The organism is Paraburkholderia sp. RAU2J (assembly GCF_003634845.1).
GTDB classification, from domain to species: Bacteria; Pseudomonadota; Gammaproteobacteria; order Burkholderiales; family Burkholderiaceae; genus Paraburkholderia; species Paraburkholderia fynbosensis.
Genome location: NZ_RBXG01000002.1, coordinates 2,001,497 through 2,027,736 on the forward strand (window position 1 = coordinate 2,001,497; position 26,240 = coordinate 2,027,736).

The 26,240-nt window shown below is 63.0% G+C and carries 25 protein-coding genes and 1 pseudogene; 11 read left to right on the forward strand and 15 right to left on the reverse strand.

Going from position 1 to position 26,240, the window contains the following annotated elements; all coding sequences use genetic code 11:
* Positions 1–272: 272 nt before the first annotated feature.
* Positions 273–1,340, forward strand: coding sequence for an FUSC family protein (locus B0G69_RS26395; RefSeq protein WP_121322449.1), 1,068 nt, complete (start codon positions 273–275; stop codon positions 1,338–1,340).
* A gap of 24 nt (positions 1,341–1,364) precedes the next feature.
* Here B0G69_RS26395 and B0G69_RS26400 read toward each other — a convergent pair whose 3' ends face one another.
* The 8 genes from B0G69_RS26400 to B0G69_RS26435 all read right to left on the reverse strand — a co-directional run bounded on the left by B0G69_RS26400 (position 1,365) and on the right by B0G69_RS26435 (position 8,921).
* Complete coding sequence (locus B0G69_RS26400; RefSeq protein ID WP_121322451.1) at positions 1,365–1,709, reverse strand: cupredoxin domain-containing protein; 345 nt, start codon at positions 1,707–1,709, stop codon at positions 1,365–1,367.
* A 44-nt stretch (positions 1,710–1,753) separates the two neighbouring features.
* Entirely contained in the window at positions 1,754–2,698 is a 945-nt protein-coding gene (locus B0G69_RS26405) for a metallophosphoesterase (protein ID WP_121323896.1), read from the reverse strand.
* Positions 2,699–2,886: 188 nt separating this feature from the next.
* The gene (locus tag B0G69_RS26410) at positions 2,887–5,052 is read right to left on the reverse strand and encodes a M1 family metallopeptidase (protein WP_121322453.1); all 2,166 of its coding nucleotides are present in this window, start codon (positions 5,050–5,052) and stop codon (positions 2,887–2,889) included.
* 579 nt (positions 5,053–5,631) lie between these two features.
* The gene (locus B0G69_RS26415; protein ID WP_121322455.1) at positions 5,632–6,627 is read right to left on the reverse strand and encodes an aldo/keto reductase; all 996 of its coding nucleotides are present in this window, start codon (positions 6,625–6,627) and stop codon (positions 5,632–5,634) included.
* A 406-nt stretch (positions 6,628–7,033) separates the two neighbouring features.
* A complete protein-coding gene (locus B0G69_RS26425) occupies positions 7,034–7,672 on the reverse strand; it encodes a glutathione S-transferase family protein (protein ID WP_121322459.1) in 639 nt (212 codons plus the stop codon).
* A 96-nt stretch (positions 7,673–7,768) separates the two neighbouring features.
* Complete coding sequence (locus B0G69_RS41490) at positions 7,769–7,933, reverse strand: hypothetical protein (protein ID WP_199731347.1); 165 nt, start codon at positions 7,931–7,933, stop codon at positions 7,769–7,771.
* 197 nt (positions 7,934–8,130) lie between these two features.
* A complete protein-coding gene (locus tag B0G69_RS26430; protein ID WP_121322461.1) occupies positions 8,131–8,586 on the reverse strand; it encodes an SRPBCC domain-containing protein in 456 nt (151 codons plus the stop codon).
* The gene (locus B0G69_RS26435; RefSeq protein WP_121322464.1) at positions 8,586–8,921 is read right to left on the reverse strand and encodes a metalloregulator ArsR/SmtB family transcription factor; all 336 of its coding nucleotides are present in this window, start codon (positions 8,919–8,921) and stop codon (positions 8,586–8,588) included. The genes B0G69_RS26430 and B0G69_RS26435 overlap by 1 nt, the downstream gene beginning before the upstream one ends.
* Before the next feature lie 382 nt (positions 8,922–9,303).
* On the opposite strand from B0G69_RS26435, the gene B0G69_RS26440 reads away from it, so the two are divergent.
* Together B0G69_RS26440 and B0G69_RS40730 are read left to right on the forward strand one after the other, a co-directional pair.
* Entirely contained in the window at positions 9,304–10,389 is a 1,086-nt protein-coding gene (locus B0G69_RS26440) for a TIGR03118 family protein (protein ID WP_121322466.1), read from the forward strand.
* 145 nt (positions 10,390–10,534) lie between these two features.
* Entirely contained in the window at positions 10,535–10,741 is a 207-nt protein-coding gene (locus B0G69_RS40730; RefSeq protein ID WP_147440774.1) for a hypothetical protein, read from the forward strand.
* A 133-nt stretch (positions 10,742–10,874) separates the two neighbouring features.
* On the opposite strand, the gene B0G69_RS26445 is transcribed toward B0G69_RS40730, so the two are convergent.
* The gene (locus tag B0G69_RS26445; RefSeq protein WP_121322468.1) at positions 10,875–12,038 is read right to left on the reverse strand and encodes an epoxide hydrolase family protein; all 1,164 of its coding nucleotides are present in this window, start codon (positions 12,036–12,038) and stop codon (positions 10,875–10,877) included.
* Between the two features lie 284 nt (positions 12,039–12,322).
* Here B0G69_RS26445 and B0G69_RS26450 point away from each other — a divergent pair, with 284 nt between their 5' ends.
* The gene (locus B0G69_RS26450; protein ID WP_121322469.1) at positions 12,323–13,651 is read left to right on the forward strand and encodes an IS4 family transposase; all 1,329 of its coding nucleotides are present in this window, start codon (positions 12,323–12,325) and stop codon (positions 13,649–13,651) included.
* A 53-nt stretch (positions 13,652–13,704) separates the two neighbouring features.
* Here B0G69_RS26450 and B0G69_RS26455 read toward each other — a convergent pair whose 3' ends face one another.
* Positions 13,705–14,850: a porin gene (locus B0G69_RS26455; RefSeq protein WP_121322471.1), complete on the reverse strand. Its 1,146-nt coding sequence runs from the start codon at positions 14,848–14,850 to the stop codon at positions 13,705–13,707.
* 20 nt (positions 14,851–14,870) lie between these two features.
* Here B0G69_RS26455 and B0G69_RS40735 point away from each other — a divergent pair, with 20 nt between their 5' ends.
* Entirely contained in the window at positions 14,871–15,125 is a 255-nt protein-coding gene (locus B0G69_RS40735; RefSeq protein WP_147440775.1) for a hypothetical protein, read from the forward strand.
* 264 nt (positions 15,126–15,389) lie between these two features.
* Positions 15,390–16,169, forward strand: a complete 780-nt coding sequence (surE, locus tag B0G69_RS26460; protein ID WP_121322473.1) for a 5'/3'-nucleotidase SurE — start codon at positions 15,390–15,392, stop codon at positions 16,167–16,169.
* Between the two features lie 113 nt (positions 16,170–16,282).
* Here the strand turns inward: surE and B0G69_RS26465 are convergent, their stop codons facing one another.
* Together B0G69_RS26465 and B0G69_RS26470 are read right to left on the reverse strand one after the other, a co-directional pair.
* On the reverse strand, positions 16,283–17,269 hold the full coding sequence (locus B0G69_RS26465; protein WP_147440776.1) for a hypothetical protein: 987 nt from the start codon (positions 17,267–17,269) through the stop codon (positions 16,283–16,285).
* Positions 17,270–17,596: 327 nt separating this feature from the next.
* Positions 17,597–18,496, reverse strand: a complete 900-nt coding sequence (locus tag B0G69_RS26470) for a DMT family transporter (protein WP_121322477.1) — start codon at positions 18,494–18,496, stop codon at positions 17,597–17,599.
* 349 nt (positions 18,497–18,845) lie between these two features.
* On the opposite strand from B0G69_RS26470, the gene B0G69_RS26475 reads away from it, so the two are divergent.
* Positions 18,846–21,158, forward strand: a complete 2,313-nt coding sequence (locus B0G69_RS26475; RefSeq protein ID WP_241991473.1) for a PA14 domain-containing protein — start codon at positions 18,846–18,848, stop codon at positions 21,156–21,158.
* 177 nt (positions 21,159–21,335) lie between these two features.
* On the opposite strand, the gene B0G69_RS26480 is transcribed toward B0G69_RS26475, so the two are convergent.
* Genes B0G69_RS26480 through B0G69_RS26490 form a run of 3 tightly spaced genes read right to left on the reverse strand, consistent with a single transcriptional unit; the run spans position 21,336 to position 23,018 of the window.
* Complete coding sequence (locus B0G69_RS26480) at positions 21,336–22,052, reverse strand: class I SAM-dependent methyltransferase (RefSeq protein WP_121322479.1); 717 nt, start codon at positions 22,050–22,052, stop codon at positions 21,336–21,338.
* 48 nt (positions 22,053–22,100) lie between these two features.
* On the reverse strand, positions 22,101–22,427 hold the full coding sequence (locus B0G69_RS26485; protein ID WP_121322481.1) for a hypothetical protein: 327 nt from the start codon (positions 22,425–22,427) through the stop codon (positions 22,101–22,103).
* Positions 22,428–22,439: 12 nt separating this feature from the next.
* Positions 22,440–23,018 carry a sigma-70 family RNA polymerase sigma factor gene (locus B0G69_RS26490; protein WP_199731406.1) on the reverse strand — a complete coding sequence of 193 codons (579 nt, stop codon included), beginning with the start codon at positions 23,016–23,018 and terminating at the stop codon, positions 22,440–22,442.
* Positions 23,019–23,198: 180 nt separating this feature from the next.
* Between B0G69_RS26490 and B0G69_RS26495 the strand changes: the two genes are divergently transcribed.
* From B0G69_RS26495 to B0G69_RS26510, 4 genes and pseudogenes are all read left to right on the forward strand, one after another.
* Positions 23,199–23,516 carry a hypothetical protein gene (locus tag B0G69_RS26495; RefSeq protein ID WP_241991555.1) on the forward strand — a complete coding sequence of 106 codons (318 nt, stop codon included), beginning with the start codon at positions 23,199–23,201 and terminating at the stop codon, positions 23,514–23,516.
* Positions 23,517–23,736: 220 nt separating this feature from the next.
* Entirely contained in the window at positions 23,737–24,105 is a 369-nt protein-coding gene (locus tag B0G69_RS26500) for a YciI family protein (RefSeq protein ID WP_121322487.1), read from the forward strand.
* Positions 24,102–25,370 (forward strand): DUF6596 domain-containing protein, encoded by a 1,269-nt coding sequence (locus B0G69_RS26505; RefSeq protein WP_121322489.1) that lies wholly within the window; start codon positions 24,102–24,104, stop codon positions 25,368–25,370. The genes B0G69_RS26500 and B0G69_RS26505 overlap by 4 nt, the downstream gene beginning before the upstream one ends.
* 38 nt (positions 25,371–25,408) lie before the next feature.
* Positions 25,409–26,215, forward strand: a pseudogene (locus tag B0G69_RS26510) (LysR substrate-binding domain-containing protein); the annotation flags it as partial.
* Positions 26,216–26,240: the final 25 nt, after the last annotated feature.

Sequence of the window (26,240 nt, forward strand, 5' to 3'; positions counted from 1 at the left end):
CACGATCCCGGGCTGCCGTGTGCGCGGGCGTTCGCGCAAACGTCTGTCGAGGGTCTGCAACGTAGCCAGCTTTCGTGGCCTCTGTCACGCAACAACCACGCCCATCAGACCATCGCAGTGCGCCGCGCGAGCGCCGTTTGAAACGCGCTGGACGCCACGTCTCGCCTTGCGTACCTGCTACTGTTCTGATTCCCGACATAGTGCGGGGGCGGTGATAAGGTCACGTCCACCTGTTACCGCATCGGGCTTAACGTCATCGGGCCACCAACAACATGTCCAACGTCTACACCCACAAGCCGCTCACGCCGTTTCGCCGCGCATTCGCACGCTTCTCTTTGTCCGAAACGGCGAAATACACGAAGCTGACGCTGGGCCTCTGGATCGGCTTCTTCATCCCTTCCCTGCTCGGTTATCCCGACGCCGCCGTCTCGCTCGCCGGTTCGGCCATGCTGACGCTGGCGCTGGGAAGCTCGATTTCGGCGGCCAGAAGCTATTTCTACAAGCGGGTGCTTTCCAACGTCGTCGCCATGCCGCTGGGCACCTTGCTGATCTGGCTGACCGCACCCCACCTCTGGCTAGGCGCGTTACTGCTGCCGGTGCTGATCTTCGGCATCGTCGGACTCAGGCCGTCGCTGTTCCAGATGACCAGCGTCACAGTGCCGATGACGCTCGTGCTCTACACCGGCGAGCATCTTCCGCTGCTCGAGCAGCGTCTGATCGGCGTGGTGCTGGGCATGCTGCTCGGCTTTATCCTCCAGCAGGTGGCCTTTCCGCCCGATCACGGCTACTGGGCCAACACGCTCGTGAACGACGGCAACGCGCAATCCACCGACACTTTTGCGCAACTGGCCGCGGGCAAGCTGGACCGCGCACAGATCAAACCCGCGACCGCCAGACTGCGCGCGCTGAGCACCAACCTCAAACAGGCGCACCAGCTGTTGAAAACGGATATCGAGCAGGCATGGGTCTCGCCGCATCTGAAGCGCAATCGGGCCCGGCTGCCGCTGTTCGCGTGTTATCAGGAAGTCTTCGATTCGCTCGTCAACTTTCTGGAGACCATGAATACGTTCCACGATCAGTTCGCCGCACTCGATGCGTCGTGGCGCGAAGCTTTCCTCCAACGCCTCGGCAAGCTGGTCGCGGCGCACCGGCAACTGGCCGAAGCGGCCGACCTGCGCGAGGAACGGCCGCCGCTGTCGATGCCGCCGCTGCACATGGAAGAACTGCGGCATCTGATCGAAGACCTGCCCGGTTCCACCGTCTTCACGAGCGTGTATCTCGGCCATCTGAGCGGCTACGGCATTCTGCTTTGCCGTCTCAGCGAGCTGCATACCGCCTGAACACCCGCCCCTCGCTCGCTGCGGTCACTGCACGGTGATCGTCTCTTTCATGTTCGGATGGATACCGCAAAACACGTGGTAGACGCCGGGTTTGTCGAACTTGAACTGATACGAGTCGTTCTGATCGAGTGCCGCGGAACGGAACATGCCGGCATCGTTGACGACCGTGTGCGGCTCGCCATCCAGGTTCTTCCAGGTCACGGTCGAGCCGGCCTTGACCGTGAGCGTCATCGGCGAAAACATGAAGTTCTTGATGACTACCGTGCCGGGCGTTTCGGCGTGCGCTGCATAAAACCCCGCCGACGCCACGATCAATGCGGCGCTGCCGAACAGAATCGAAAGCGCGCGGCCTGGCCGATTAGTTTGCATGACTGATCTCCTGAGTGAATCCCGTACGTGAGAAGAATTGAGCTTTAAACCAGCGTCACATCGGCCAGCGTCGCCTTCAGCGGATGTTGCGCGATGCTGATGCTGGTGACGCCGAGCATTCTGGGAAGCTGATCGCTGGCCACTTTCAGCGGCCCAGGGCCCTCGCCGTTGCCGGCGCTCGGCTGCGGATAGGCCGTGGAACGCGCGGTGTGGAAGGTGATGTTGCCTTCCACCTTCGATACGATCTGATGAATGTGCCCGTTGAGCACCGTCACCGAGCCGAAGCGCTTCAGATAGCTCATCGCCGCGCCGGCGTCGCCGGTGCCCCAGCCCCACGGCTCGTAGATGGTCCACATCGGCATGTGCGCGAACACGACGATCGGCGTGCTCGACGAGCGTCCTTTGAGATCGTTTTCGAGCCAGGCGAGCTGCTCGTCGCCGAGACCGCCAAGGCCGTTCGGCTTGAAGTGCATCACGTTGACGAGGCCGACGAAATGCACGCCCTGGTGGTCGAAGCTGTAATAGCCCCGGTTGTCCGACGCCTGGCCGAATCGCCTGAAGTATTCGGTGCCGGGGCCGTCGGTCACGTCGTGCTCGCCGGGTACGGTGTGAAGTTCGGTGATGCTCAGGCCCGACATCAGCTGCGCTGCGAGATCGAACTCCGACGCCTTCGACAGATGCGTGATGTCGCCGGTATGGATGGTCAGAGCGGGCTTGAGCGGCATCGCATTGACGAACTCGATGGTCTGCTTCAGCGTGCCCGCCACGTCCGGATTGGCTTCCTTGTTGAAGCCGATATGCGTGTCGCTGATCTGCAGAAAGAGCGGCGTGCCCATTGCGGCGGCCGGGGTCTTGCCGTCAGCGGCGAGCGCCAGCTCCACCGGCATGAGCACGCCGCCCGCCAGCATGAACACGGTGCCGAGGCCGCCGAACGCAAGACATTTCAGCGCGCCGCGACGCGCCGGATCGATTGGATGATGTGACGACATGGGTGACCTCACGATAAGGATTCGCAGGCGCGCCGCGCAATCGCGCGGCGCGCCTTTTGCGACTCGGTTCATGAGGCATGACTGGTGTTGCGCCGGATTTATTCCTGGGTCGTGCAGCCGCCCTCGAAAAAAAACGGCCCGCATCGCATGATCCTGCGATGCGGGCCGCCTGACTGCCATCCACTACGTCACTGCGCCTGCTGCTTCTGCTTGAGCTTGCCCTGATAACGGATCGCCGGACGCAGCGATTGCGTCGTCGGCACGGTGCTCAACAACTGCCGCGCGAGCGGCGTGAGCGCCGGACTTAGCGAGCCGATGCTGGTTTGCCGCGACGGGTCAGCCAGCCCGTTGGTCACCAGCAGCTTCGCTTCGAGTTGCAGACTGGCCAGCAGCACCGGATCCTGCAGCGCGCTCCCCTGCGCGAGCAACTGGCTCCACGCGTTGTTGCTGTAGTTGGTCACGTAGTAGTCGAGCCCGCTCGGATCGGCAAGCACCGCGGAACAGCCGTTCAGACGGACCTGGGTCTGCATGTCCTTCATCGCGATCGTCTTGCGTGAGCTCAGCCCGTCGCCGTACGCGAGCGTCAACGGAATCGTCCACTGCGTGCCCGGATACGCGTTCTGATTCGGGAACGGCGACTGTTTCAGCGTGACCACGGTCTGGTTCGTCGTCAGGTCGCACTGCGTGTCGAGCGAGATCAGCGGCACACCGGTTTGCCGCACGAAGCTGTCGCCGATCGCCACCATCGGCTCGCCGCTCGCTTTCGCCAGTTCGTCCCACAGGCGCCTGGGCGTGACGTTGCCGAGCGAGTAATCGGCCAGATACGACTGCAAGCCTTTGCGCATCGTTTCCTCGCCGAGATAGTTCTCGATCATCTTCAGCACGTGGCCACCCTTGTCGTACGTGAAGGCGCTTGCGCTCAGCACGAAGTCGTTCGACGCCCAGCCGTTGAAGTTCGGCTGCACCGGGAACGCCGTCGACTTCAGATCGGCGTTGATCACCGCGTACTTGTTCTTCACGTCGTCGACCCAGCTGAAGCGGTCCGGAAAGAAGCGCACCCTGGTCTTGTTCTCGAAGAACGTCGCGAACGATTCGTTGAGCCACACGTCGTCCCACCAGTCGAGCGTGACCAGATCGCCGAACCACTGGTGCGCAGCTTCGTGCGTGAGCACGGTCACGCCGTAGTCGGACATCGTGGTGCCCGGCGCCGGCAGGATGTCGTCGGCGAATTCGAGAATCGCCCCCCAGTTTTCCATGCCGCCGAAGTTCAGGTCCTTCTGCTCCTTGAACGCGTCGTTGGCGGCGATCGTGTCGAACTTGGTGAGCGGCAGCGCGATGCCGGTGTAGCGATAGTAGTAGTCGAGTGCCTGCTTGGTCTGCTGCATCGCGGGCTTGGCCCAGTCGCGCATGCCGGGCGGCGTGAAGATGCGCAGATGCAGGCCTTTGCCGTCGGGCAGCGGGCTCGTGAAATCGTCTTCGAGAATGTCGAACTGGCCGCCGCCGAAAAAGAGCAGATACGACGGCATCGGCGGCGTCTTTTCGAACGACACCAGCTTGTAGCCGCTATCCACGTTCACCGCCGGTTTCTCGGCCGCGTTCGATACGACCTTCCAGTTCTGCGGAACTTCCGCGCTCACCTCGTAGGTGGGACGGAAAGCCGGTTCGTCCCAGCCTGGGAACCATTGACGGCCGAGGTTCGATTCGCCTTGCGTGAGAATCGCGCCGCTCGTGGTGCCGTCCGTCGACTTCAGATCGACGCGGAACACGCCTTCGGCCGCGGAGCATCCCGGATAGTGATCGTCGCCGCAGCTGCCGCCGGTCTTTGCGACCGGGTCGTCATAGGTCTTGAAGTTGATGATGCCGCTCCACTCCATGTGCAGCGAGTAGTTGCCCGCGGCGATCTGGCCGCTCACTGGACGCAGTTGATAGAAATCGCCGTCGTCCTGCGGCGTGGCGATCAACTGGATGTTGCCTGGCTGAAGTGTGATCGTGCCGTTGGTGAACTTGATGCGATGCCCGGCGATCGTGATGGCGTTGACCGCCTTCAGCACCTTGATCTGCACGTCCGCGCGGCCGTCGAACGAAGACAGCGCCGGGTTCGGCCGGAACCAGAGCTTGTAGTTGACCGGTGTGACCGTGTCGGGCAATTCGACTGGCGGCACGGTCTTGTCGATCGATGTATTCGCGACGGGCGGTGCGGCCGGCGGCGCGAGCGCGGGTTCGGAAGCGGCTGTCGGCGTCTGCGCGGACTTACTCGACAAGGCGGACGAGCCGTCACCGCCGCCGCAGCCCGCCAGAACCACGATTCCGGCTAGCGTCAGGCACTGTATCTGCAATCGGAAATTTATACGCATTTTAATCCTCGACGGACAATATCGGCTTAAAGAAAGTGCGTTGAGTGCTTCTGCTGCGTTTCTCTGTTTTTTCAGCGAAAAAGGTCTCCCGCACTAGCACCGGATTGCTAGCGAGAATGAATAAGCGTGTTGAAGCCTCAGCACTTGTCGCTGATTTTTTAATTACACGCCGTTTTTATTACAATGCTTTCAAATTGAATGTCTGAATCGTCTGGCAGGACATCCATGTGACGCCTGGCCGACCGACAAAACGACACCACACCTGCGTCTTCAGGCCGGTGAGCACATGGAGGTCGGTTTGGACGACAGTGCGTAGCCTAGTTTGGCAAACGTTCCCGTGTCAACTTCCTTTCACAATCTTTCCGGTGGACGTGCTTTGTGTATGCACTTCGAATGGAAGAGGTAATCGACGGAGTTCAATGCTTCCGGAAACGCGATTTAGAGATTTACTACGGGAAATTTTATTTTTCTTTACCACGCGATTGTGCTAAGGCGCGGCGCCATTGCCAATAGGCATTCGAATGGATTTAATTTTAACTAGCTATTGAGTTCACGGCCGGATCAGGCGAAAGCGGCTCACTAGCCGTTCACCGCCGCGACAATCCGTGCGCGCATCGCCTTGTCGGGCAACGGCCCCGAACCGGCCCGCACATTGTCCGCCATGTATTGCGGACGGCCGGTGCCCGGAATGACCACCGTCACCGCCGGATGCGCGAGCACGAACTTCAGGAGAATCTGCGCCCAGCTCGTGCAGCCGATTTCCGCCGCCCATGCGGGCAACGGCGTTTTGGCGACGCGCGCGAGCAAGCCGCCACCGCCGAACGGCTGATTGATCACCACGCCGATGCCTTGCTCCGCCGCGAGCGGCAGGATGCGCTCTTCGGCGGTGCTGTCGTCGGCCGCGTAGTTGATCTGCACGAAGTCGGGCTTTTCGCTGCGCATCACGGACGCGACCTCTCCGAATGCGCTCGACGTGTAGTGCGTGATGCCGATATAGCGAATCCGGCCGCGCGCTTTCCAGTCACGCAGCGTCGCGAGTTGGGTGCGCCAGTCGAGCAGGTTGTGAACCTGCATCAGATCGATGCGTGGCTGCTGAAACCGGCGCAGCGATTCTTCCATCTGCGCGATGCCTGCGTCGCGCCCTTCGGTCCAGACTTTGGTCGCGACGAAGGCTTTGCCGTGCGCGCCGAGTTGGGTGAGCAGCGCGCCGGCGACGACTTCCGACGAGCCGTACATCGGCGACGAGTCGATGACCGAACCGCCTGCTTCGAACAGGATGCGCAGCACGTCGGCGAGTCGTGCGCGCGCGGCGGGGTCGTCGCCGACATCGAAGGTGCGCCAGGTGCCGCAGCCCACCACCGGCAGACGTTCGCCCGAAGCGGGAATCACGCGTTGCGTCATGCGCGGCAGCGGCGTGGCGGGCTCGGATTGGGCTTGGGGTTGAGTTTGCAATTGCGCTGAGGCCAGTGGTGGCAGCGAAAGCGAAACCGGCAAGCCGATTGCAGCACCGCTCGCCGCGCGCAGAAACCTGCGCCTGTCGATGCGACGTCCATCGTTTTTCGACGAAAGTGCCATGACGTACCCTCGATCCGCAATCAGACACGTGAGCTCGTACGATACGGCAATTCGGCGAGATGTGTTCGGGTTCGGGAGCCGCGCTCGAACCGGGCCCTGCGGCTTGCGCACTGTGCGCTGTGGAAGACCCCTCCTTTTGCAACGCGTCAGCCCCAGCCGCTACCGGATGAAATGCACACCGCAGATCGGCATGCCGGCTAGTCGCGTGGGCCACGACGGCGCTTGACCGGCCGCCGCGAACCGATCCGTCGCCATTGCAGACCCAGCGGCGGCGCCGATTGCGACGACCACGATCGCCGTCCGGCGCACTCGTGCGCCGCGGCCGTCGAGCGTGCGCGAAACGCTTCGCCAGCCGGTCAGCAAAGTCATCGTCAGTGCGAGGATCGCGCAGCACATGATCCAGCGTTCACGCTTGTGTCGCAGCGTGCGCAGGCCGCGCGGGAAACGGATTGCGCCATGCGTCGAATGCGTTCAACTGATCGTGCCAGCGCTGCACCTCCGGGAATTCGTCCACTGGCATCGCGGCGCTTTTCGCGTACGGCAGCGTCACCGCAACGGAGAAATCCGCGATCGACAGGTCGTTTCCGAGCAGCCACTTGCGTCCCTTGAGATGCTGATCGAGCACGCTCGCGTGCTGCCGAAAAAATCCCTGCGCTTGCGCGACGTTCGACGGCTCGGGCTCGCCGAGCCCGAGCCACGGCTTGACCAGATGCTCGAAATAAAGCGAGCCTCCCTGCCGGTAGAGATGCTGGCTGTTCCAGCTCAGCCAGCGCACCACGTCGGTCTGCTGCTGCGCGCTGCGTGGCCAGAGTCCCGATTCCGCACGCTGCGCGAGATGGCAGATGATCGCGTCGGCTTCCCAGAGTTTTTTCTCGCCGTCGACGAGGCTCGGCACCTTGCCGTTCGGGTTGATCGCGAGATAGTCAGGACGCGTTTGCTCGCCCTTTCGCAGATCGACGAACACATAGTCGATTGGTATCCCTAAGTATCTGGCAACCGCGCATGCCTTGCGGGGCGCGAGCGTTTCAGCATAGTAGAGCTTCATGTTCTACCTCGGTATGCACTCATATCATGGGGTGACCGACATGGCGCACCTGAAGTGCGCCCGTTCACGCGGTGGTCCGCGCGAGGGTCGGTTCAACTAGTTTTTGTCGCTCTGCTCAATGCGGAACAACGTAGCAAGTGCCTTACGCATGCGCTTCGATTCGCGGCTACGCGCCTCGAACGAGTAGTCCGAATCCAGCGGCAGATGGGGTGACGCAAAGAGATCGCTGATCTTTTGGAGCAGGGCAAAAATAAAGCTCATGGTGACTCCCGGTTGGTTGCCGCATTTGCCATCGTTTTCCCAAAGCACTACGGGCCGAAACCTTCAAAAAAAAACGCGCCGGCTAAAGGTCAGACTCCGCTGCATTCAATTTGCAAACGAAATGCTTCGCATAACGGCACGCTCGCGGGTGCCTGTCCAAAACAAATGCCATAGTGCGGGTTTGGCAAGCAGTACATTTAATCGCTATCGACTGCGCTTTCCAGTTCGGCGATGAGACTGTCCAGCTTCTCGAACGCACCGCTCCAGCCGGCCTGATGACCATCGCGCGCGGCTTCGTCGAAGAATTGCGCGTGCGTGAAGGTCATTTCGGTGCCTGCGTCAATCGGCCGAAACTGGATCGTCACGAGAGAGCGCCGCTCGGGCAGCGTGACCCACTGCCACGTGAAGACGAGCTTGCGATCCACTTCCACCTGCTGGTATTCGCCGCGGCAATCGTGCGTCTCGCCATCCAGCGTCTGAAACACCACGCGAAAGCGGCCGCCTACGCGCGGATCGGCTTCGGCGCTCAGCACCGGCCCGGCGTCGGGTCCCCACCAGCGCGCCATCAACTCGGGGCGCGTCCATGCCGCGTAGACCTTCGCCGGGGGCGCCTTCAGGCGCCGCACGATCGTCAGGCTCGGCTTCTCTTCCATCATTGCTCTTCCCCTTCGACAAAATCGGCGAGCCGGTCGAGACTCGCGGACCAGAAACGTTCATAGCGCCGCAGCCAGGCCATCACCTCTTCCATCGGCGCGGCGACGAGTTCGACCGACACGGTTCGGCCGCTCTTCGTGCGAGCGATCAGACCCGCGTCGCTGAGCACGTCGAGATGCTTCATGACCGCCGGCAGCTTGAGCGGCAGCGGACGCGCGATTTCCGTCACTGAGAGGCCGGGCTCACGCTCCAGACGCGCGAGGATGGCCCGCCGCGTGGGGTCCACGAGGGCGGAAAAAGTACGATCGAGTTGACTGACTGGAGACTTCGCCATATGGTGAACTATAAGCGATGGACGCACAGCGTCAAGTTTTTTTTGCGCGGGCGATCGTGAACAGCCACGCAATCTCAACGGCGTGACGCGGCAGTTCATCCGCGAAGGGGGCGGCACTGGCTAACCTGTGTCCTTGTACGCCGCTGGCGATCGCGTCATTCACATTGCGCACGAGTAAGCCTGCGAACCGAACATTCGAACTACAGGCGGATTCCGATAAACCGATGCGATCGGTCAACAACCGGCTACTCACGCAAGTCGCGCAGCTCGCGCCAACGCCTCGCCAACGCCATTCAAAAAATCCCTTCGAACCGCGGAATAAAGCCGCGACCCGATGCGTTCAATAGGCGCAATGACCGTCGGTCATCAGGGAGGTGCAGCCATGAAGTCCGTGCTTAAGGTATTGAGCGCCGTCGTGGGCGGCGCAGCGTTGACGAGCCTTGTCGCGTGCGGAGGGAGTTCCGATTCGCTCAGCACGCAGTCGTTTGTTTCGACCATGCTGGTGTCCGATGGCTCGGTCGCGGCAGCGCACACGGACTCAAACCTGAAAAACGCGTGGGGCGTCGCGTTCAACCCGAAGGGCTTCGTCTGGGTGGCCGACAACGCTACCTCGCTGGCGACCTTGTATGACGGCAACGGCACGCCGCAATCGCTTGTCGTCAGTATTCCGAATGGAACCGCCGGACCTGCCAGTCCGACTGGCATCGTGTTCAACGGCACCAGCGATTTCAGCGTCACACAAGGCGGCAAAACCGGCGTCGGCGCATTCATCTTCGCAGGTGAAGGCGGCACGATCGCTGCGTGGGCGCCCGCGGTCGCGCCCACCGTCGCATTCGTCATGTTCGACGGCGGCAGTGCCGGCGCGGTCTACAAGGGACTCGCACTGGCGAACAACGGCGGCGCCAACTTCCTCTATGCGACCGACTTTCATAACAACAGAATCGACGTGTTCGACCGCGGCTTCGCGAAGGTGGCGATGCCGGGCAAGTTTCAGGACTCGACGCTGCCCGCCGGCTTCGCGCCGTTCGGCATTCAGGCGATCGGCACAAAGCTCTTCGTGACTTACGCGAAACAGGATGCGGCCGCCCACGACAACGTCGACGGCGCCGGCCTCGGTTTCGTCGATGTCTTCGATACGGCGGGCAATCTGATGCAGCGCTTCGCGTCGGCGGGCCCGCTGAATGCGCCGTGGGGCGTGACGCAAGCGCCGGCCAATTTCGGCCGCTTCAGCGGTGACGTGCTGATCGGCAACTTCGGCGACGGCACGATCAACGCATTCGATCCCGCGAGCGGCGAGCCGCACGGCCCGATCAATCTGCCAAACGGCTCGGCGTTCTCACAAAGCGGCTTATGGGGTATCGCGTTCGGCAATGGGCTCGACAATCAGCCGGTCAACACACTGTTTTTCGCCGCCGGGCCGAATGACGAAACAAACGGAGTCTACGGACGCATCGACGTGAAAATGTGAAGCATGGCGCGCGTTTACCTTCCAGGCGGACAGCGAGGGGTTTCGACGTTCAACGTCCTGACGATCCGCTTCATCACGCGCTTCATCACGCGCCGCAGCCCGCCGCGCAGACGCGCGACGCACAGGCGGCGCCAGAAACGGTTCGGTGAAAAAAGTCACCGAAGCGGGCCTCTTTTCGAGCAACGCGCCGTTGCATCATGCTGACGTGGTTGAAGATCTTGTCGATCGAATTGATAAGGGTGACTTGATAACCTGCTTACCGGCATGTACCTCGGTACAACGCAAAGCGCCCGCCCATCTGATCCTGCCTGCCAAGACGACGGCGCGCGCTGCGGAGTTCGTCTCGAAGTAGTCCAGCGTGGCGCGTTCCGCGTCGCATGCTTATGCGGACGCGCGCGGGGTGCTGGCGAGCGTGCTGCCGCGCTTCCATGCTTGGGTTATGCGGGGCTGACAAAGCAGGCGGCGTACTTGCGCCTCCCGCCTCGCTAGCCTTTCTTCTCCCGCAACGGCCTGAAAAACTGCCTGATCTCGGTCGCAAGCAAACCGGGCTTTTCCATCGCCGCGAAATGCCCGCCGCTCGGCATGTCGGTCCATTGCGTCACATCGAAGGTTCTTTCTAGCCAGCTGCGCGGCGGATGGCTCAGTTCCTTCGGAAAATGCGCGTAGCCGACCGGGGGCACGACCCGCTGCCCGTCGATGAAACGCATCGGCTGCAAGCGGTTCTCCCAATACATCTGCATCGACGACCCGATGCTCTGCGTGAGCCAGTAGAGCGAGATGTTGGTGAGCAGTTCGTCTTTCGAGAACACCCGCTCGACATCGCCGTCGCAATCGCTCCACGCGCGAAACTTTTCGCCGATCCATGCGGCAAGCCCCACCGGCGAATCGTTGAGCGAGGCGGCCGCGGTCTGCGGTTTGGTGCTATGCATATGCGCATAACCGCCTTCGAGCGCGGCCCATTCGGCTTTATCGCGCAGGAATTTTTCCTCGTCGGGCGTGAGCGGCTGCCGGGCCGCGCCGATCGCGGGCTCATACGAACCGGGCAGGAAGTTCAGATGGATGCCGTCGACGGCTTGCGGATGCCGTGCGGCGAGCGCGATCGACACGCCCGCGCCGAGGTCGCCACCCTGAGCACCGAAGCGTTCGTAGCCGAGACCGCGCATCAGCGACACCCACAGGTCCGCGACCTGAAACGCCGACGTGCCCGGCTGCGCGGGCGCGGGCGAAAACGCAAAGCCTGGCAGGGACGGCACGACGACATCGAACGCGTCGGCGGGATCGGCGCCGAACGCGGCCGGGTCGCAGAGCTGGTCGAGCAACGTGTGAAACTCGAAGAACGAACCGGGCCAGCCATGCGTGATCACCAGCGGATAAGGCGAGAGCCCCTCGCCACGCCGATGAACGAAGTGCACGCTCTGGCCGCCGATGTCGGTCATGAACTGCGCCTGCCGGTTCAACTTGCGTTCGGCCTCGCGCCAGTCGAAATGTTCGGCCCAATACGTCGCCAGTTCACGCAACCACGCGGGGTCGGCGCCTTGCTGCCATGCAGGCGACGGCGTGCCCGGCGCCCAGCGCGTGGCGCGAATGCGCTCGCGCAGATCGTCGATGTCACGATCGGGAATGGCGATCTCAAACGGTTCTATCTGCATGTCTGTACATCCGGCACGAGGTGATGGGTGACGCGCGCGGCCAGCTCGATCACGCGCCGACGAAGTCCGTTTGTGGCCGGTCGGGGTGGGAGTCAGGGTCCGGGCGGCGCACGAAGCAGTCTGCATGGTACGCGCCCGGCAACAAAATCAGAAGACGCAAGAAAGAAGTGAGAAAAGCCCGTCAGTGACGGTAATGCCGTTCAGTTAAGCGACTGAACGGCATTTTATTTTTGGTGTAGGAAGTGGTTGTAAACGTTGCGCTGAGCTGTTAACTTGTCGGCGCGATGCTTGCCAACCACCTCACATACGTGATCGAAGCACAGGAGCCGGCCGATCTGCGACGGTTGGCCGAGCATCTGCCCTACGAGTGGATCAAACGTGCGGTCGAGGCAACCGGCACGGCGAGCATCCGGCGCCGTCGCCTGCCGGCTGAACAGGTGGTGTGGTTAGTAATCGCGCTGGCGATGTACCGGCACTGGTCGATCAGCGAAGTACTCGACAGTCTCGATCTGGCTTTGCCCAACGAGGCCGCGCCGTTTGTCAGCAAGAGCGCAGTGGCGCAGGCGCGCCAGCGCGTGGGCGAGGCGCCGATGGCCTGGCTGTTCGAGCAGACAGCGCGGGCGTGGACGACTCAGGACGCGGCTCATCATGCGTTCAAGGGATTAAGTCTTTGGGCGATGGATGGCACCACGCTGCGCGTACCCGACAGTCCGGCAAACCGTGAACACTTTGGCGCGCAAGGTTATGCCAGTGGCAAGGTGGCCAGTTATCCGCAGGTGCGCGCCGTGACGCTCACGGCGATTCCAACGCATCTGGTGGCCGATATCAATTTCGGTCGCTACGACACCAACGAAATGGTGTACGCCAAAAGCCTGCTGCCGCAGATCCCGCAAGACTCGCTGACGGTGTTCGACAAGGGCTTTCTGGCCGCAGAAATCCTGTGTGGTCTGACGATGAACGCGCCCAATCGTCACTTCCTGATTCCGGCCAAAGCAAATACCTGCTGGGAAGTGATCTCCGGTACCGCTGACGATGCGACGGTGCGCATGCGCGTCTCGCCGCAGGCGCGCAAAAAGTGTCCGGCTTTGCCCGAATACTGGAATGCGCGGGCGATCCGAACCATCGACGCGCGTGGACGCGAACGCGTGCTGTTGACTTCGCTCGGGGATCGCCGACGCTTCAAACCTGCCGATATCGTTGCCTGCTACGAGCGTCGCTGGCAGATCGAAACCAGCTACGGGGAGCTCAAGCAATCGATGCTGGGTTCGGAGTTGACCCTGCGCAGCCGCACCGTCGAAGGGGGGTATCAGGAGATATGGGGGGCGTTGATCGCCTACAACCTGATTCGCCGTGAGATCGCCAGCGCCGCATGGGAGGCGAAACTCGCACCGACCGACATCAGCTTCGTGCGCGCCCTCCATACGATCCAGCACGAACTCATGTGGGCCGCCCTCACGCCGGCCTATGCAAAGTTGCCCGCATGCCTTCGGCGCCTGCGCGAACGGCTCAAGTCTCTTCCGAATGAAAAACGACCCGGGCGCGCATGCGACCGGGTCGTCAAATCCCGCCCTTCACGTTACTCCGTCCGGTATCTTAGAAAAGACCTTAACTGAACGGCATTACGTCAGTGACGGGCTTTTTCGCAGCGTGACGCTAAAGCGTCCGCTTAGAAGCGATGACGGATACCCACCGTGCCGACCACCTGCGTATCGGTCGACGATGCGCTCACGCCGACGATATCGGCCGTGACGCCCGAGTTGCCCGTGCTGCCGACATGCTGATAAGCCGCCTCAGCATAGACGTCGGTACGCTTGGACAGCGCGTAGTCGGTCTGCAACGTGAGCTGGTTGTACTTCGGGCTCGCCCCGTTCAGACGCGCGTCGGTGAACGTGTACGCGCCCGAGACCGTCCACGCCGGCGTCAATGCGTAACGGCCGTTCAGTTCGTAGTTCGTGAAACGCGCGCTGCCGCCATTGAGCGTCAGACCGCTCGTCGTGCCCGATGCCGACGTGCCGATCGCGCTCGCGTCGCTCAGTTGCGTCTGCGTGAACATGAGGCCGACATTCGCCGCGCCGAACGCGTAGTTGACACCCGCGCCATAGGTACGCTGACGCGCCGCCGTGAAGGTGGAGTCGCCCGCGGCCACCGCGCCGCTCGAATTGGTGGTCGAGCCCGCGCCGTTCAGTTGCAGATAACCGACCGCCGCTTTCAGGCCGCCGAACGTGTATGACGCGCCGACGCTGTAAGCGCGGCTGTCGGCAAAGCTGCCCGCCGCGTTCGAAAAGCCGTACAGCGCGCCGAGCTTGAAGCCGCCGTAATTGACGCTCTGGTACTTGACCGAGTTGTTGATACGTACCGAGTTGTTCAGGTTGTCGTTGTCGTACGGATGCGAGGCGAGCGTGCCGCCGTACTGCGTGCCGTTCAGCGCGAGCGGGCCGAGATAATCGACCACGCTGTCGTACTGACGGCCGAGCGTCACCGCGCCATACTGATCGCTCGACAGACCGACGAACGACTGGCGGCCGAACAGTCGGCTGTTCTGGCCCATCTTGCCGGTCGACAGGTTGAAGCCGCTTTCAAGCACGAAGATCGCCTTCAGGCCGTTGCCCAGATCTTCCGAACCGCGCAGGCCCCAGCGATTACCGTTGAGCAGGCCGCTCGCCTGCTGGAAGTTCTTGCTGCCGCCGGAGTTGTTCGTGTAGGTAAGACCCGTGTCGATCAGGCCATACAACGTGACGGAGCTTTGCGCGTGAGCGGCGCCCGCAGCGCTGACGAGCGCGAGCGAGAGGCTCGACAGTACGAATTTTTTCATTGATTTCTCTCCAGATTCGAATGGCGGATGCCATCGAGCGGCGGAGAATAGCCGACAAATTGAAAAACTATTTTTCAGTTGATCACGGCGTTGTGTTTTTACGACTTCGACGTTTTTTTGCTTTCCGTTTATTTCACCGACCAGGACAAGCATTTTTGGACAGAGCAGGAATTAAAAACAGCTGCGCCGCCCTTCACCGCTTGCAAAAAACATCTGATTTTATTGGTTTTTCACGGGTTCTGGCGCGGCACATAACTATCCACCCTGCTGCCTGACACAGCGCCCGCGCAACTACTTTTCATTCCATTTAGTTTCGATCGGAACCAATAGTAATGAAATGTCAGCTCATCGAGCATTTCCACCATTATTGCCTGAACAGCAAATAGTCTTTGCTCATTTTAAAACCCGACGATAAACCTTTGCATAGCCGCTCGATATCCGCAACGAATGCGCGCCGCGTCGCCGCTCGCGACACGCGAGCCCCGATAGTCCGATAATGAGTCTTCCGTTTCCTTATCCACCAAGAGGAGTTTGCTGCGATGTCCACCTACGAATCCAAAGTGCCGCGAGTGCTTTTGACGAACGACGACGGTATCGACGCGCCCGGCCTCGCCGTGCTCGAAGCCGTTGCCGCCGAACTCGCGCACGAAGTCTGGGTGGTCGCGCCCGAACACGATCAGAGCGGCACCTCGCATTCGATCAGCCTGCATTCGCCGCTGCGCGTGAGCCGTCAGGGCGAGCGGCGTTTCGGCGTGACGGGCACGCCTGGCGACTGCGTCGTGATGGGCGTGCGCCATCTGATGCGCGACGCGCCGCCCACGCTGGTTCTTTCCGGCATCAATCGCGGCGGCAACCTCGGCGTCGAGACGATGTTCTCGGGCACCGTCGGGGCGGCGATGACCGGCCTGCTGCTCGGGCTGCCGTCGTTCGCGCTGAGCCAGACCTTCAGCAATCGCGACAAGGTGCGCTGGGATACCGCACGCGCGCTCGCCCCCGGGGTGATCCGTCAGTTGCTCGCGATCGAGCATGCCGCGCCGACCTGCCTGAACATCAATTTCCCCGATGTCGACGCGGCCGCCGCTGGTCCGCTCACGCCAACGAAGCAAGGCGTCGGCCTCGTCGAGGATATCGACGTGCTACCGCAAGTCGACCCTCGCGGCATGGCTTATCACTGGTTACGTTTTCAACGCGGCACGCGTGCGAACGATCTCGATAGCGAAACCGCCGTGGTCGCCTCGGGGCGCGTGTCGGTCACCCCGCTCGCGTTCGATCGCACCGACGAGCCGACCTTCGCGCGGCTGGCCGAGTCACTGCGCTGAGCGTCGCCGGTCCGGAGCGTGCGATCGTGTCTGGCCGGCGTGTGCCTCGACGCACAGTGGCGAAGCGATGCAGACATCGCGATGCGAAACGCTGCACCGCGCAGCGCCCGCATTCACGGACGCGGCGCACCCGTCAGATTCGGCGCGCCGCTCGGGCCGGCGGGGTCGGGATTGCCGAACGCGGGAAGGCTGCCGTCCTCCCGTGCGTGAACGATCTCCGCGCGTACCTGCGCGCGCGATTTCGGTCCGCCGTCCAGCTTCGGTAATACGCCGCCTGACGGCATGGTCTGAACCAGCGGTGGCGACACCAGGGCTTGCGCGACCGGTTCGGTCTGCGGTGCCGACAGCGCGGGTTGCACATCAAGCTGCGGCTGTTGCAACGGCGCCTCTGCAAGCGGCGCGATGGGCACAATGGGTGCATCGTGCGTCGCGGGCGCGTTCTCCACCGCTTTCATCGTACGCGGCACATCGGCCGACTCACTTGCATGAGGCAGCGCGCTCGCCGCCGACACGCTCCCACTCCGTGCGCTATAACCGCCAGGAACCGCCGTCACGGTTTCGGCCGCACGCGGGTTCTTCGTATAGCTCGGCACATGATTCGAATGCGCGCGCGTGGCAATGCGGCTATCGCGCGAGTGAGCGCTTTTCACCTGCGAAGAGGCCGGCGTTCGCCCCGCTTTCTCCACCGCTCGCGCAGCCTTCTCTGCTTGCGATACCGCAAGCGCACGCCGCTCCTGATCCGCCTGCGCCCGCTTCTTCACCTCGAGCACCGGGCCGTCATCCTGGCGCGTCGCACGTATCGCATCCGGTTGCGCGCGTGCGGCGGCGACATCGTCGCGCAGCAGACTTCTGCGCGCCGCGTGCAAACGATCCGTTGCGCTTGCGGCCGAATCGCTGCGAGATTTGACGGCGCCGTACGTGACCGCTCCACTTGTGACGTCGCCGCGCGCGGAATGCGCCAGCTCGTCACGACTTGCGAGGTCGAGTTCATCCGCCGGCGACCCGTCGTCTTCAGACTCCGACACGTACAACAAAGCGCCGATCGCAAGGACGCCCATGACGATGCCCGTGAACACCACCTTTCCAGGTTCGCTGTACACAACGTATCCCCTTCCAATAATGGACATGGCGCCGTGCGTGCCCTATGACGGCGCGCGCAACGCGCCCGGATTGATCAGAGGGTCAGCGACGATCGATACGATGGATGCCGCCGTCACGGCCGCAACTTCCGACCGATCAATCCACGTACGAAAGCGCACGCGCACTGGATGCATCCAATTTTCTGTTTATGTTTGGCGGATGTCGAATCGGCGGATCAGGCAGGCCGTATGGCGGGAAGAGCCAGTTCTGTTAAGACGATTGAATGGGTGGACTCCGAACCAAACGCCAGCCATTTTCGGCCGCAAAAAGAGCAGAACCGCGCACGCCTACACCAGCGGCCCCTCTTCCGGTTTCCGGCGCATGGCGACCGCAATCGAACTGCCGACGATCAGCGCGATGCCAAGCAGCGACATCGCGCCGATCGTCTCGCCCCACGCGAGGTAGCCAAATAGCGCGGCCCACACGATGCTCGTGTAGTTGTACGGCGCGAGCGCGCCGGCGTCGGCCTGACGGAACGCCATCGTCATCAGCAACTGGCCGGCGGTGGCGAACGCGCCGAGCAACGCCATCACCGCGAGCGCGTTGAACGACGGCGTGCGCCACGCAAAAAACAGCGACGCGCCCATGACGAGCGTGCCGACCACGGTGAAGTACAGCACGGTGGTGGCCGAATCGTCGGTGGCGCGAATGCGCTTGATCTGGATGATCGACAGCGCGCCGAACAACGCGCTCGCGATCAGCAGAACGGGACCGAGCCAGCTCGAATGCGCACCGTCCGGGCGCACCACGAACAGCACGCCGATAAAACCGATTGCGGCCGCAAGCGCATCGCGCGGCTTGAGCGCTTCCTTCAACAGCAGGGGCGCGAGCACGATGACCAGCAAGGTCTCCGAATACACGATCGCCACCGCTTCGCTGAGCGGCATGTACGGCAGGCCCGCGAAAAACAGGCCCGATGCGCCGAGCAAGGTCAGCGAGCGGAGGGTTTGCCCGCGCACATCCATATGCTTCAGGCGTGCGGCGAGCGGCTTGCCGCGCAGGCACACCGCCACCGCCGGAAACAGGCCGAATAGCATGCGGAAGAACGTCACCTCGTTGGCCGGATAGGCGAGCGCCACCGATTTGGCCAGCGCATCGACGACCGCAAAGCAGAACATCGAGACGAGGATCAGCGCCACGCTGCGCAGGGGCACGGCGCTCGGGCGAATGGCGACGGAAGGCAGCATAGGTTGTCCTGAGGGCGAGCGAAGCAGTGCATCGCCGGATCGCGCGAACACTACATCGCATTGTTCGCGCGAGCGGCTGGAAAACGGATTATGCCTGCCGCCTTGTGACCGATCGACAGCGGCAGCCGCGGTTAATCCATTGCGCATGATCTGCCGCCCGTCCCCCTCGCGCGTATCCCGGTGGCGTTCATTCGACAATTGCGGGTATGTACTGATACAGCCCGGCCAAACTAATAATATTATTCATATCTATTTCCGCATCGATGCGTCCGGTGCCACCATCCACGGCCGCATGCAGATTTAATAATAATTATGACCATCAATTAAGCGGGGACATCAGGAGATAAAGGTGCGCAATTACTTTGTGCTGGCGACGCTCGCCATGCTGGGCGCTTGCGGCGGTAATGACGGGTCGCCGAATGTGTCCGCGTCGGCGGACAAGCAGGTCAACGCAGTCGATTCATCGGCTTCGGCGGCAGCCGCGGCCTCCGCCGCGGCGCAGGCCGACGCGGCCAACGTCCAGAGCGAATTCAAGGCCGCGAAGAGCGTGCCGCTCGGCATGAAAACGACGACACCGCCGCTCGTGATCGCCGATCCCACCCTCGACCTGCCGCCCTACACCCCGCCGGCACCGCCCACGCCGGTCTCCACGACCACGCTCTCGTTCGGCGACTTCACGAACTACCTCGCGCCCGGCTCGACCGAAGGCTGGCGCCCCGGCACGAGCAACGCGAGCATCACGATTCCCGCGCCGGCCACCAACGGCACCGGCGCCGGCGACAAGACCGTCGCGCTCGCCAGCACCTATGCCACCGCGTCGTACGAAGCGGACGTGACGGTCAGCGCGCCGGTCGGCAGCGGCGCCGCGAACGCCGGCTTCATCGTGCGCACGACCAACCCGACGGCCGGCGGCCCCGACAGCCTGACCGGCTATTTCATCGGCCTCGATACGGGCACGCACTCGGTCGTCGTAGGACGCCAGAACAACAACTGGACGAACTTCATCTCGTACCCGGTGAGTACGGTCGTCGGCGGCAGCACGCACCATCTGAAGGTGACGACGAGCGGCACGGCAATCACCGTCGACCTCGACAAGCAGCGCGTGATCAGCGTCAACGACGCCACCAATGCCCTGCCCGCGGTGTTCAGGTCGGGCAGCTTCGGGCTGCGGCGTTTCGGCGTCGGCGCGACGTTCAGCAACATCACGATCCACACGTATCCGAGCGTGACTTCGCCGAGCTTCGATTTTTCGAAGGTGGTCGGCGCGGTCTACACGCCGTCGAACGCGGTCAACGCGATCGACTTCTGGGAGAACTACGACCCCGAGATCGTCAACCGCGAGCTGACGTACGCGCAGACCTACGGCATGAACACGATCGCCGTGTACCTGCACTACCTCGTGTGGGCCAACGATCGCGTGGCATTCCTGAGCAAGTTCGAAAACCTGCTGAAGATTGCCGCGCGCCACGGCATCAAGGTCTCGCCGATCTTCTACGACGATTGCTGGAACGCGACGCCGCAGTACGGTCCGCAGGCGGCGCCGGTCTGGGGCGTGCATAACAGCCGGTGGGTGCAGTCGCCGGGCACGCCGGTCGAACAGGCGTATTTCCAGCCGAGCGCGTCCAACTCCGCCGTCACGTACAAGCAGAGCCTCGCGAGCTACATCACCGACTTCGTGGCGCCGCACCGCAACGACCCGCGCATCATCTTCTGGGAGCCGATGAACGAGCCAGGCTGCAGCGGCAACGGCTCGCTGCAGAACACGCGCGCGGTCATGATGAACGACGCGCGCATCGCGATCCTGAATGCGGGCGCGACGCAGCCGATCAATTCGCCACAAGTGCAGGAGGATGCAGGCACGTACTTCTCGGACTTTTACGCATTCCACCCGTACGGCAATCCGTATGGCGCACCGGCGAACGGCAGCAATGTCAGCGCGCTGAACTCGGAGACGCTGCAACGCGGCTTCACGGGCACCGCGGGTCAAACCATGCCGGGCATCGTCGCCAACTACGGCGGGACGACCGGCTTCATCGTGTGGGAGCTGATGATCGGCCGCACGAACACGCGCTTCCATTGGGGCGAAGTGCCGGGCGCACCCGCCTCGGTCGAGCCGGCGACGCCGTTCCAGGGGACGATCTATCCGGACGGCCATCCGTGGCAAACGTCGGAGACCCAGGCGTTGACGGGCGGCTTCAACGTCAAGCTGCCGGTGCTGCAGGTCGGCTACTACAACGATCCGACCTTCGCGAGCGCGCCGGTGAAGACGTCGATTACGCCGATGATCGATTTCGATCTGAACACCGAGCGCGGCACCGATTCGCCTGACGCCTCGGCGGGCGTCAACGCGACCGGCTACGGCGTGCGGTGGACCGGCGCGATCCAGGCAGCGAAGGAAGGCACCTACACGTTCTCGATCGACAGCGACAACGTGGCGCGTCTGTGGATCAATGGCGTGAAGGTGATCGACAAGAAGAGCGCGTCGCAATCGACCGTCAGCGGCAAGGCCCGGCTTGCGGCCAAGCAGCGCGCGTCGATCAAGGTCGAGTATGTGCACGGCACGGGGCCGGCCAGCATGCATCTGCGCTGGTCGAATCCGGCGGCGGATAATCCGGGCGCGCTTCGCATCGTGCCGTCCGATTCGCTCGTGACGTCGAATTGATGGAGGGTAAAGGCACGTGACCGGTGGTCTTTCGGGACTGTCGGTTGTGGCGCGCGGCGCATCGGGTTCGATGCGCCGCGTTTTCGTTGGTGGGTGAGTTTTGTCTGCTGCGTCGGGCGTGGGCGCCTGAGAGCGCGGATCTGTCGTTCTCCGAAGAAGAGCGCCCTGCTTGTCGACCTACGAAACGACGACCGTAAACTCGATCCCCGATTCGAAGTCCAGCGTCGTGGTTGCAAAGCGCGGATTGCCGTCGAGGTACTGCTTGTATGGACGAACGGCGTCTTCGGCGGTGTACATGTTGTCGGCGAGAATAATCGTTCCCGGACGTAGCAGGCGCTCGGTCTGCCTGAACAGATCCAGATACGTATCGGCCCAGACGTCGATGAACACCATGTCGAACGTGCCGTGCAGTTCGGAAACGGTCTGGAAGACATCGCCCTCCCGAAGATCGACGTATGCCGCCACACCCGCCGTTCGAACATGAGCCCGAAGCTGGGCGCACTTCGCAGGATCGAGTTCGGTCGCCACAACCACGCCGCCGCCGAGTATACGAAGCGCTTCGGCGAGATACAGCGTGGATACACCGCAGGAGCTGCCGAGTTCGAGAATTCGAGCCGGCTTGTGCGCGAGCGCCATGTTGCGTAAAAATCGCCCCGTTTCCGCGGACACCGCCAGCGACAGCGCCGTGTCTTGCGAAGATTCGAAATCTTCGCTGGAGAGCCCGAGCGTTTCGAGGAATCGTCCACGCAGACGAGGGGCGAGCGTGTCGTATTCCTCCGCGAGCGTCAGAAACTCTTCACTCGATCCACGGAACCGCGCGCGGGCGCGGGCCATCACTTCAGTCTGACTCTGTTCGTGAAGCCGATGCAAAAGCGTGGTGGCCGTAGATGTCATACGTTCTCCCGGATCAGCCGGTTTTTTATCCGGCTTGTTTGCATAGGTTCAATCTTCCGCGCGTCGTGCGGGAGGCACCGGACGCGCCGACCGCGAGCACCATGCCGACTGGAATCGTTCCCGCTCTTCCGGCGTCATGGCGTCCCATTTACGCCAATGCCGGCGCTCGCGCCAGCCACTGCGTCCGCGGAATCCGCCGAACAGGATGCGGCTCAAAACCAGCAAGCCAAGGGCATGCGCGAAATCGATCGTACGGGCGCCCATGAACAGCGCCGGAACGACCCAGTTCCATAGCATCATGACGGCCCATCCGAGCACACCTATACCGATCACCACGAGCAGCGCCTTGCCTGCCCATCTGATTCGAAAGTTCATCCGTCCACTCCTCTAAATATCCAGTTCGTCATAAATGGCTTGAAGCCTGGCGCGCAGATGCAAGACTGCGTAGCGTTTGCGCGCCAGCAGCGTATTGAGCGTCACGCCGCTTTCCGTCGCCATGTCTTTGAAAGACAGCCCTTCCAGTTCGTGCGCGATAAACACTTCGCGTTGCTCCGGCGGCAACTCATCGAGCGCCTCCTGCAATGCGTCGAGCAATACGGCGCGTGCGTAGAGGGCTTCGGGACCCGCATCGTGCGCCGGCAGGGAAAGGTCGAGGCGGTACTCACCGTCGGCGTCGTCCTCCTCGAAGAGATCCGCCAGCGGCTCTTCCTTCTTCTTGCGAAAACGGTCGATGATGCGATTGCGCGCGGCACGGAAAAGCCACGCGCTCGCCTGTTCGATCGGCGCGGGAAGCCGGCACGCCCGCACGAATTCCTGGAAAACATCCTGCAGGATGTCCTCGGCATCGTTCGGGTCGCGTATGCGGCGCCGGATGAAATTGACGAGCCTCGCGCGCTCACGCACCACGGTCGCGGTGATGTCGCTGTCTCGTTCGGTCATCGTGTCCGAGGTGGGTGGCGGTTCCATGCGTCTGAAGACGTTTGAGGGAGGCGCATATTGTGGCGGGTTTGAAATATTTTTTCTTTGGCCGTGGACGGCTGCATACCTGACGATGCTGGCGTCGCGCAGATACAGCGCGCTCTTCTGGATCGCGAAGACGCGCCGCGCTGCGTTCGCGTCAATGCGGTCAGCCCCGGCCCGATCGACATGCCTTTCGCGAGCAATCCTGGGCTGCCCGAAAAGCAACTGCGCCAGTCCGGTGAAGCCCTTGCCGCCACGGTGCCGTTCAAGCGGATCGGGAACGTGGCTAAAACCGCCCTTTTCCTCGCCGCCGACGACGCGTGGTATGCGACGGGCGCTGGAGTGGTGGTCGACGCGACGGCGGCCGGTCGCAAATCTGGCGGCGCGAGGAAGCGGACGGCCGGCGGGTGCTTCGCTGCCGTCATCGCGTGGAAGACAAGGCCACGACAATTGAAAGCCATCCTCGCTGGGGTTGTTGCGATACCTGCGGAAACAGGGCTTTAATGCAGTCTGCAGTGGTCCGCCGAAATTGAAGGCCGCGCGGAGCCGGCGGCGGGCTGCCCCCATCCGCCCTCGCGCAGGTTCCTCGGTGGAGGCAAACCAATAAAGCGGCGCGCGGTCCTCGATTTTTTCGAGGCCGCCTGTCCGTCGGCATGCCGCCCGCGCGTCATTGTGATGGCGGCTCGATGTCATTCACCCGCCTCAACCCATGACGGAGGCTCATATGCAATACCTGCTGATGATTTATTCCCAAGAAAACGGCTGGAACCAGATGACCGACAGCGAGCGGCAGCAAGGCGTCGCCGCGTATCAGGCGTACACCGAATCGTTGAAAAACGCGGGGGTTCTGCTGGGCGCCAACCGGCTGCAGAACACGAACGCGGCGACCACGGTGCGGCTCGTCGACGGCAAGCCGCAGGTACTCGACGGACCGTATTCCGATTCGAAGGAGCAACTCGCCGGCTACTACCTCATCGACGTGCCGAACCTGGACGCGGCGATCGCGTGGGCGTCGCGTTGTCCCGGCGCGGCGCACGGCCTCATGGAAGTGCGCCCGGTGTGGACTGCCCCGTACGACGCGCCGTCCGCATGAGTTCGTCCGGCTGCGGCCCTGACGCCGACGGCGCCGCGCGTTCGATTGCCGAGGCGGTCGCGCGGCGCAGCTACGGCAAGCTCGTCGCGCTGCTGGCGATGCGCACGCGCGACGTTGCGGCAGCCGAGGACGCACTCGCCGACGCGTTTGCAGCCGCGCTCGCCGACTGGCCGGCGCGAGGCTGCCCTGCGAATCCCGAAGCATGGCTGATGACGGTCGCGCGCCGGCGGGCGATCGACGGCGCGCGCCATCGCCGCGTCGGCGACGACGTGGTCAATCAGCTCACGATCCTCGCTGACGAGGTCGACGAGCGTGAAGCGGGCGCGTTGCCCGACCGGCGGCTGGCGTTGCTGTTCGCGTGCACGCACCCTGCGCTCGAGGCCGCGATTCGCACGCCGCTGATGCTGCAGGTGGTGCTCGGGCTCGAAGCGAAGACGATTGCCTCCGCGTTCCTGATGTCGCCCGCCGCGATGAGCAAGCGCCTCGTGCGGGCGAAGAACAAGATCCGCGAAGCCGGCATTCCGTTCAGCGTTCCCGGGCGCGAGGAGTTGCCCGGCCGGCTGGCTGCGGTGCTGGAAGCGGCCTATGCCGTGTATGCGGAGGGGTGGACCGACCCGGCCGGCTGCGATAGCGGGCGGCGCGATCTCACCGGCGAGGCGCTGTTTCTTGCTCACCTGCTCGTCGAACTGTTGCCCGGGGAGCCGGAGACGCTGGGTCTGCTAGCGCTGATGCTGTATGCGCAGGCGCGTTGCGGCGCGCGACGCGATGCGGTGGGTGACTACGTGCCGCTGTCCGCTCAGGATCCGGCGAAATGGAACGCGCCCATGCTCGAGGCTGCCGACAGACTGCTGCGGCGCGCGAACACGTTCAACGCAATCGGACGCTTTCAGCTGGAGGCCGCGCTGCAGTCGGCGCACGTGCACCGCTGCCAGACGCATTGTGCGAACTGGGACGAGGTCGTGCAGCTCTACGATGCGCTGCTCGCGATTGCCGCGTCGCCGGTGGTCGCGGTGAACCGCGCGCTCGCTCTGGCGGAACGGGACGGCCCGCAGGCGGCGCTCGACGCGCTCGGGCCGTATGCGGACGATCCTCGGCTGGCCGACTACCAGCCGTACTGGGCCGCGCGCGCCGATCTGCTCGGACGGGCCGGCGCGACGGCCGAAGCGCTCGGCGCATACGAGCTGGCGATCGGACTCGAACGCGATCCGGCCGTGCGCCGGTTCCTGCAACGCAAGCGCGTCGAGCTGTCATCAGTGAGCAGTTAGACGGCGCGTTGCGTTCGCCACGCCCGGTTGCGACTCAGGGTGCGGTGAGTCAGCACGTGCGGCTGCTCGAAGAGTGGCTCGGCGCAGCATTATTCGAACGGCACAACCGGCGCGTGTTGCTGACGCCGGCGGCAAAGGCCTACCTTGCGGAGGTCGGCCCTCTGTTCGAGCGACTCTCGCAAGCCACCGCCCGATATGGTTTCCCGGAACCCGTCTCGCGGACGCTGTCCGTCAACGCGCCCGCGACATTCACGTTGCGCTGGCTGGTACCGAGACTGGCTCAATTCCGCGCGGAGCATCCCGATGTAGATGTCAAGGTCGAGACGTCGAACGAACCGGTGGAGAGTGTGGAGCAGGCCTTTGACGTCATCATCCGGGGCGGCCCGGACACGTTCTATGGCTACTCGATGCGGCCTTTCCTTTCCGAGGAAAGGCTGCCGGTCTGTAGCCCGGCGCTCCTGCTGCGATTACCGCTGCGAACGCCGGACGATATGCGGGAGCATACGTTTTTGCATACGTCGAGTCTGCCGCGACTCTGGCCAGACTGGCTGACGCGGGCCGGAATCCCTGCCCTGAAGCCGGCTGCGACGCTGACCTTCGACCACTTCTATTTGACTTTGCAGGCCGCCATCGACGGAATAGGGATCGCAATGGGACCGACTGCGCTCGTAGCCGACGATCTCGCGGCTGGCCGGCTCGTCGCTCCGTTCGATGGCCCCCGTCTGCCGTCGCGGAGCTATTGCACTTACGTTCCGGACGGGAAGTCAGACGATGAACTGGTCGTGCTGTTCCGCTCGTGGCTCGAGCGTGCGGGGATGGGTTCGCTAACGGAGACGGCGACTTAGGTGCGAGTTTGTTGCGCGTATCTAT

Coding starts and splice junctions, on each gene's coding strand:
- B0G69_RS26395 (WP_121322449.1), top strand. CDS start 273: ATGTCCAACGTCTACACCCACAAGCCGCTCACGCCGTTTCGCCGCGCA.
- B0G69_RS26400 (WP_121322451.1), bottom strand. CDS start 1,709: ATGCAAACTAATCGGCCAGGCCGCGCGCTTTCGATTCTGTTCGGCAGC.
- B0G69_RS26405 (WP_121323896.1), bottom strand. CDS start 2,698: ATGTCGTCACATCATCCAATCGATCCGGCGCGTCGCGGCGCGCTGAAA.
- B0G69_RS26410 (WP_121322453.1), bottom strand. CDS start 5,052: ATGCGTATAAATTTCCGATTGCAGATACAGTGCCTGACGCTAGCCGGA.
- B0G69_RS26415 (WP_121322455.1), bottom strand. CDS start 6,627: ATGGCACTTTCGTCGAAAAACGATGGACGTCGCATCGACAGGCGCAGG.
- B0G69_RS26425 (WP_121322459.1), bottom strand. CDS start 7,672: ATGAAGCTCTACTATGCTGAAACGCTCGCGCCCCGCAAGGCATGCGCG.
- B0G69_RS41490 (WP_199731347.1), bottom strand. CDS start 7,933: ATGAGCTTTATTTTTGCCCTGCTCCAAAAGATCAGCGATCTCTTTGCG.
- B0G69_RS26430 (WP_121322461.1), bottom strand. CDS start 8,586: ATGGAAGAGAAGCCGAGCCTGACGATCGTGCGGCGCCTGAAGGCGCCC.
- B0G69_RS26435 (WP_121322464.1), bottom strand. CDS start 8,921: ATGGCGAAGTCTCCAGTCAGTCAACTCGATCGTACTTTTTCCGCCCTC.
- B0G69_RS26440 (WP_121322466.1), top strand. CDS start 9,304: ATGAAGTCCGTGCTTAAGGTATTGAGCGCCGTCGTGGGCGGCGCAGCG.
- B0G69_RS26445 (WP_121322468.1), bottom strand. CDS start 12,038: ATGCAGATAGAACCGTTTGAGATCGCCATTCCCGATCGTGACATCGAC.
- B0G69_RS26450 (WP_121322469.1), top strand. CDS start 12,323: ATGCTTGCCAACCACCTCACATACGTGATCGAAGCACAGGAGCCGGCC.
- B0G69_RS26455 (WP_121322471.1), bottom strand. CDS start 14,850: ATGAAAAAATTCGTACTGTCGAGCCTCTCGCTCGCGCTCGTCAGCGCT.
- B0G69_RS40735 (WP_147440775.1), top strand. CDS start 14,871: ATGGCGGATGCCATCGAGCGGCGGAGAATAGCCGACAAATTGAAAAAC.
- surE (WP_121322473.1), top strand. CDS start 15,390: ATGTCCACCTACGAATCCAAAGTGCCGCGAGTGCTTTTGACGAACGAC.
- B0G69_RS26470 (WP_121322477.1), bottom strand. CDS start 18,496: ATGCTGCCTTCCGTCGCCATTCGCCCGAGCGCCGTGCCCCTGCGCAGC.
- B0G69_RS26480 (WP_121322479.1), bottom strand. CDS start 22,052: ATGACATCTACGGCCACCACGCTTTTGCATCGGCTTCACGAACAGAGT.
- B0G69_RS26485 (WP_121322481.1), bottom strand. CDS start 22,427: ATGAACTTTCGAATCAGATGGGCAGGCAAGGCGCTGCTCGTGGTGATC.
- B0G69_RS26490 (WP_199731406.1), bottom strand. CDS start 23,018: ATGGAACCGCCACCCACCTCGGACACGATGACCGAACGAGACAGCGAC.
- B0G69_RS26495 (WP_241991555.1), top strand. CDS start 23,199: ATGCCTTTCGCGAGCAATCCTGGGCTGCCCGAAAAGCAACTGCGCCAG.
- B0G69_RS26500 (WP_121322487.1), top strand. CDS start 23,737: ATGCAATACCTGCTGATGATTTATTCCCAAGAAAACGGCTGGAACCAG.
- B0G69_RS26505 (WP_121322489.1), top strand. CDS start 24,102: ATGAGTTCGTCCGGCTGCGGCCCTGACGCCGACGGCGCCGCGCGTTCG.